At 33.4% G+C, this 6,683-nt stretch carries 4 protein-coding genes; all 4 read left to right on the top strand.

The features are described from left to right. On the top strand, positions 1–418 hold a 418-nt coding region (locus tag ACW2QF_RS13060; RefSeq protein ID WP_455716448.1), incomplete at its 5' end, for a Crp/Fnr family transcriptional regulator. A gap of 96 nt (positions 419–514) precedes the next feature. Then, complete coding sequence (locus ACW2QF_RS13055; RefSeq protein ID WP_455716447.1) at positions 515–3,052, top strand: CoA-disulfide reductase; 2,538 nt, start codon at positions 515–517, stop codon at positions 3,050–3,052. A 295-nt stretch (positions 3,053–3,347) separates the two neighbouring features. Then, positions 3,348–4,127, top strand: a complete 780-nt coding sequence (locus ACW2QF_RS13050; RefSeq protein ID WP_455716446.1) for an SHOCT domain-containing protein — start codon at positions 3,348–3,350, stop codon at positions 4,125–4,127. Positions 4,128–4,300: 173 nt separating this feature from the next. Further along, complete coding sequence (locus ACW2QF_RS13045; protein ID WP_455716445.1) at positions 4,301–6,547, top strand: DNA topoisomerase III; 2,247 nt, start codon at positions 4,301–4,303, stop codon at positions 6,545–6,547. Positions 6,548–6,683 lie beyond the last annotated feature (136 nt).

Genomic DNA, 6,683 nt, shown 5'->3' with positions numbered 1-6,683 from the left:
CTGTATAATAGATGAAATTACTTTTGATGTTTTTATAGAAGCTACGAAAGATAGTAAAATTATTGTAACGAATTCATCCTATCTGAATCATCTTTACGAAGATAATGTATACGTTCAAAACTTTATTTATAAACAAACCACAGAAAATTTCTCAAGTGTCATGTGGTCCATGCAACAGATTCTTTTCTTAAGCTTTGATAAACGTTTGGCAAGTTATCTATATGATGAGATGGTAAAGACAAATGATAATAAATTAATAGTTACCCATGATGAAATTGCAAAAGATTTAGGAAGTGCTAGAGAGGTAGTTTCTAGGATGTTAAAATATTTTCAAAAAGAGGGGTTTGTAACTTTAGAGCGTGGAAAAATTGTTGTTCTTGACAAAGAATCACTCTTAAAAATTGCTACCGAAAGTTAATGTGACTTAATCACGGTACGATTATCCATTTTTTTAGTATTATGTCTTATAAGATAAAAAAAGACATAAAATACTTTATGGAATGGAGAAATGGATATGGCTAATAAAACAGTAATCATAGGTGGAGTAGCTGGAGGAGCAACTACAGCAGCTAGACTTAGAAGATTAAACGAAACAGCAGAGATTGTCCTATTAGAAAGAGGCGCATATATATCATTTGCAAATTGCGGGTTACCATATTATGTAGGTGATGTAATTAATGATAGAGAAAATCTTTTATTACAAACACCTGAAGAGATGTATAAGAAGTTTAACATAAATGTAAGGGTAATGAATGAAGTAATGTCAATTAACCCAGATGAAAAGAAAGTTGTGGTTAAGGATCTAAAGACTGGAAAAACATATGAGGAGTCTTATGATCAACTGGTCATATCTACAGGCTCCACCCCAATTAAACCACAAATACCTGGAATTAATAGTGATAAGATATTTACAGTATGGACAGTTCCTGATACCGACCGTATCAAAGAGGTAATTACCAAACATAAAGCAAAAAGTGCAGTTGTAATTGGTGGTGGATTTATAGGTCTTGAGATGGCTGAGAATCTGCATCATGCTGGTATTAAAGTTGCTTTAGTTGAGAAGATGAATCAAGTGATGGCTCCAATTGATTATGATATGGCTACACTTATTCATGAAAATCTTCAGAATAATCAAGTATCTCTTCATTTAGAAGATGGGGTATTAGCTTTTCATGAAAACGATAATCGAGGAACGGTTACAGTTGAACTTGAAAGCGGTAAAAAACTAGAAACAGATTTCGTTATTCTAGCCATAGGAATTAGACCAAATAGCGAATTGGCTAAAAAAGCGGGTATAACTCTTAATCAACGTGGGGGAATTGTTGTAGATGAACATCTCCAAACTTCAATAGAAGATATTTATGCCGTTGGAGATGTAATAGAAGTTACAAATCCGATCTTAGATAAAAAAACTATGATTCCATTAGCTGGCCCCGCTAATAAACAAGGACGAATTGTTGCTGACATCATTACCGCTAAAGTTAATTCGAATGATGTAAATTACAAGTTGAATACTCAGGAATTAATAACATATAAGGGAACCCTTGGAGCTTCTATTGCTAAGGTTTTTGATTACGATGTAGCTAGTGTAGGTTTAAATGAAAAACAACTTCAAAGCTATGGTAAAACAAAAAATGTAGATTATTACACAGCACTAATTAATCAAAAATCTCATGCAGGATATTACCCTGAAGCAACCCCGATTACTTTAAAGATGCATTTTGATACATCAGGTAAGATTTTAGGTTGTCAAATAGTTGGCCAGGAAGGAGTCGATAAGCGAATTGATACAGTAGCAACTACAATTCGTTTAGGTGGTACCATCTATGATTTAGAAGAGCTAGAATTTGCTTATGCACCACCATTTACTTCTGCAAAAGACCCCGTTAATATGCTAGGTTTTGTAGCTGAGAATATCTTGAATGGACTCGTTACACTTACACAAGTAAGCGAATTAGATGAATTAGAAGAGGATACCGTAATACTTGATGTAACGGAAGATGTGGAACGTATGGTATTTGAAATTCCAGATTCTTATCATATTCCTTTAGGACAATTAAGACAACGAATGAATGAACTTGATAAAGATTTACCAATCGTTGTTTACTGTGCAATTGGTGTACGTGCGTACAATGCTTCTAGAATATTAATGCAGAATGGTTTTAAGAAAGTTTCAGTTTTAGCTGGAGGTTTAACATTCTATAAATCCATGCATTATGCTGAGCGTTTACAGGATGATGAGTTACAAGTTGCAGAATATATTAACAATCAAAATGAACTTATGAAAGAAGATACGATGAATCAAAAAGAAGAAATAATAACAAAAGAAATTAAAATATTAGATTGTAGTGGATTACAGTGTCCAGGTCCGATTATGAAGGTTAATGAAGCAATATCTAACATGAATGATAAAGAATTATTACAAGTCACAGCAACAGATATGGGATTTGTCAAGGATATTCAGTCTTGGTGTAGAAGAACTGGTAACACATATATTAAAAGTGAACGTCAAAATAAAGAAAATGTTGTAACAATTAAAAAGGGATCTTCTGAAGAAAATAAACCAAGTATTAATAACGATAGAGAAGGAAAAACACTAATCGTTTTCAGCGGCGATTTAGATAAAGTTTTAGCCTCTTTTATAATTGCAAATGGAGCAGCTTCAATGGGAAGACCCGTTACGATGTTCTTTACTTTCTGGGGATTAAATGCTCTTAGAAAATCCGATAAAAAGAAAGTGAAGAAGCCATTCATAGATGCAATGTTCGGAAAAATGATGCCAAGAGGAGTAAAGAAGTTAAAACTTTCTAAGATGAATATGGCAGGTATGGGAACTGCTATGATGAAAAAGGTTATGAAAGACAAGAATGTTAATTCATTGGAAGAGCTAATGAAACAGGCGCAGGCTCAAGGTATTAAATTAATAGCTTGTACTATGTCAATGGATATTATGGGAATTACAAAAGAAGAATTAATTGATGGAGTTGAATTCGCAGGAGTTGCTTCTTATCTTGGAGATGCAGAAGAATCCAATGTTAACTTATTTATATAATGATATGTTGTCCTAAATTAATATTTTGAATTTTGCAAAAGAACTACTGCATTTTGGTAAAAGTGTGGTGGTTCTTTTATTTTTTTAAGTCTGTGATCTGTAAACACTTAGTTTAATCCAATAAATTGATCCTTATTGACATATTTAATCACGTGTATCCAATATTAGTATGGTAACAGTAGCGACATTTTATGACATTTATAATGACTTTTATAGATAATTATGTTACAATTAATCGGATTAGAAATAATCAGAAATATATATAAGATATTGTTATTGACGGAGGTTTATTGCAATGGGATTATTTAGCAAAAAAAGTTGTCCTGTCTGTGGTAATCAAGTTAAGGGTATGTTCTGTGTGAAGATTAAAGATAAAGTTTCTTTGTGCCAAGAATGTTCAAAAAAAGTAGACATGGAAGCTTCTATGTTACCATTTCAGACAGTTGAAAATATTAAAGAGCATTTTCAAGTAAGGGAGACTAATAAAAACGAGTTTACATCATTCGTTACAACTAATGAAATAAAATGCAGCAGTTCTTTTTTACGTGAAGATTCAAATATGAAAAAGTGGTATTGTTCTAATGTGAAAAAACCGGAGAATCCTACATTATATGATTATAGTGAAATAATTGATTACGAGTTGACTGAAGATGGAGATTCTATAAGAAAAGGCGGATTGGGACGAGCAGCAGCTGGGGCACTTCTGTTTGGTGGAGTCGGAGCAGTTGTTGGTGGAGTGACAGGAAAGAAGAAAACTAAAACTGAAATTAAAAGCATGAAAATAAGAATTTCACTTAGTAACAAGTATAAAAATCAAATAATACTTGAGTTTATACCCTTTGGAACAAGTGTTAAAAGTGGAAGTATGACCTATAACTTATACAAACAGGAGGCAAATAGAGTTATTTCGTTTTTAGATAGCTTGTGTGCAAAAGCGGAAGTCACTCAGCAAGCTACACAGACACAACAAGTAAGTGGTGCAGATGAAATAATGAAGTTTAAAGAGTTACTAGACAACGGTATTATTTCTCAAGAGGAATTTGATGCTAAGAAAAAGCAGATATTAGGATTATAAAAGTTTTTATATAATGTACTTAAGGCGGTTACAAGATTTTTGTAACCGCTATTTTACATCTACTAGTATTGCTAATTACACTTGCTTTGTATTATTTATAAAGTATAATATATAAGTATAAGTCATAAGGACAACATTTAGATAGAATTAATAAGGAAGGAATAATAAAAAGAATGAAGACAGTTGTAATAGCAGAAAAACCATCTGTAGCAAGAGATATTGCAAGAGTTCTCAAATGCAACCAAAAGGTAAATGGAGCTATAGAAGGTAGTAAATATATCATCACATGGGGACTTGGACATCTGGTAACATTAGCAGATCCTGAAAAGTATAAAGAGGAATACAAAGAATGGAAGATGGAACACTTACCAATGTTACCTCCTAGAATGGAACTAGTAGTAATTAAACAAACAGCAAAGCAATTCAATGCAGTGAAAGCACAGTTAAATCGTAAGGATGTTAGTGATATTATCATCGCAACGGATGCTGGAAGAGAAGGAGAATTAGTAGCAAGATGGATACTTGAAAAGTCAGGCTGCAAAAAGCCAATTAAGCGTCTTTGGATATCATCTGTTACCGATGGAGCAATCAAAGACGGATTTTCTCACCTAAAGGATGGAAAAGAATACGACAATCTATATGCGGCTGCTGTAGCTAGAGCAGAATCTGATTGGTTAGTGGGCATGAATGCAACGCGTGCTTTAACATGCAAGTATAATGCACAGTTATCATGTGGCCGTGTTCAAACACCAACGTTAGCAATGATTGCAAAACGAGAAGAGGAGATTCGTAAGTTTGTACCAAAACTATATTATAGTTTGCAAGCAAAGAGTATGGGGTTAAGTTTTTCATGGATTGATGGAAAAACACATAGCAATACAACATTCGACAAGAGTAGAATAGATGATTTGTATAGGAAGTTACAATCTAGTGATGGGAAAGCAAAAGTTACACAAGTAAAGAAAACAGCTAAAAAAAGCTATTCTCCTGCGCTATATGATTTAACTGAATTACAAAGAGATGCCAACAAGCGATATAATTTCTCTGCCAAAGAAACTCTTAATATCATGCAACGTCTGTATGAAAATCATAAGGTGTTAACTTATCCTAGAACGGACTCCAGATACCTTACTACAGATGTAGTACCAACTATTTCTGAACGATTACGAGCTTGTGCGGTAGGTCCTTATAAGAAATTAGCAGGTCGTCTAGTTAATACAGAGATAAAAGGTAATGGAAGTTATGTTAATAACAATAAGGTTTCCGATCACCACGCAATAATACCTACAGAACAATATGTAAATCTTGAGCATATGTCAAGTGATGAACGTAAGATTTATGATTTAGTTGTTCGTAGATTCTTAGCTGTACTATATCCACCATTTGAATACGAACAAACCAATATAGAGATCGAATATGGTGGTGAAACTTTCACTGCGAAAGCAAAGGTGGTAAAAAAGCTAGGTTTTAAAGAGGTTTATGTATCAGAACAAGATAATGATTCATCAGAAGACTACGACTTAGAAGAGGATAATGATGAAGGTAGTAAAAGCCTGATGAAAGAGCAATTTATCTCTATGAATGATGAGATGAAAAAACTGCAACCTGGTGATTATATTAATAGAGTATCTGTACTAGTGACAGAAGGAAAAACAAAACCACCAGCACCTTTCAATGAAGCTACATTATTGTCTGCAATGGAGAACCCTGTTAAATATATGGAACATTATGATAAAGAAGCAGCCAAGACACTTGGGGAAACAGGTGGACTTGGAACAGTAGCAACAAGAGCTGATATCATAGACAAATTATTCTCAAACTTCTTAATTGAAAAACGTGGAAAAGATATATTCATAACATCCAAAGCAAAACAATTACTTGAATTAGTTCCTGATGAACTTTGCAAACCAGAACTTACAGCAGATTGGGAGATGAAATTAGGTAAGATTGCAAAAGGAACATTAAAAAAAGAACAATTCATGAAGGAAATTCGTTCTTATTCTATAGAGATAGTAGAAGAAATTAAAGGTGGAGACGGTACGTATCGTCATGATAATTTAACGAACTCCAAGTGTCCTGAATGTGGCAAACGAATGCTATTAGTTAAAGGTAAAAATAGTCGTATGCTTGTTTGTCAAGATCGTGAATGTGGACACAGAGAAACTATAGCAAGAACAAGTAATGCTAGATGTCCAGTATGTCATAAAAAGATGGAGTTATGTGGTAAAGGGGATGCACAAGTATTTACTTGTCAGTGTGGTCACAAAGAAAAGCTATCTGCATTCCAAGAACGTCGTAAAAAGGAAGGAGCAGGTGTATCAAAGAAAGATGTTGCTAATTATTTGAAGAAGCAACAAAAAGAAGCGAAAGAACCAATTAACAATGCTTTTGCTGATGCATTTGCTAAGTTGAAGTTATAGTTATATTAGTTGTATCTTAATAATATGCTGTGATAATAGGTCAGCGTCTATAGACGCTGGCTTTTTTTGAGAATTATTTACACCTTAATTGTAAAATGAAACGCAACCCATTCATCTACAATTAAGAGTTATTTTA

The sequence above is a fragment of the Anaerosporobacter sp. genome (assembly GCF_965301125.1).
Note: the sequence above shows the minus strand (reverse complement) of the source record. Positions and strands in the feature narration are given on the sequence as shown.

Bases quoted from the DNA above. Each gene is read 5' to 3' on its own strand.
- ACW2QF_RS13050 (WP_455716446.1), top strand. From the start codon at position 3,348: ATGGGATTATTTAGCAAAAAAAGTTGTCCTGTCTGTGGTAATCAAGTT.
- ACW2QF_RS13045 (WP_455716445.1), top strand. From the start codon at position 4,301: ATGAAGACAGTTGTAATAGCAGAAAAACCATCTGTAGCAAGAGATATT.
- ACW2QF_RS13055 (WP_455716447.1), top strand. From the start codon at position 515: ATGGCTAATAAAACAGTAATCATAGGTGGAGTAGCTGGAGGAGCAACT.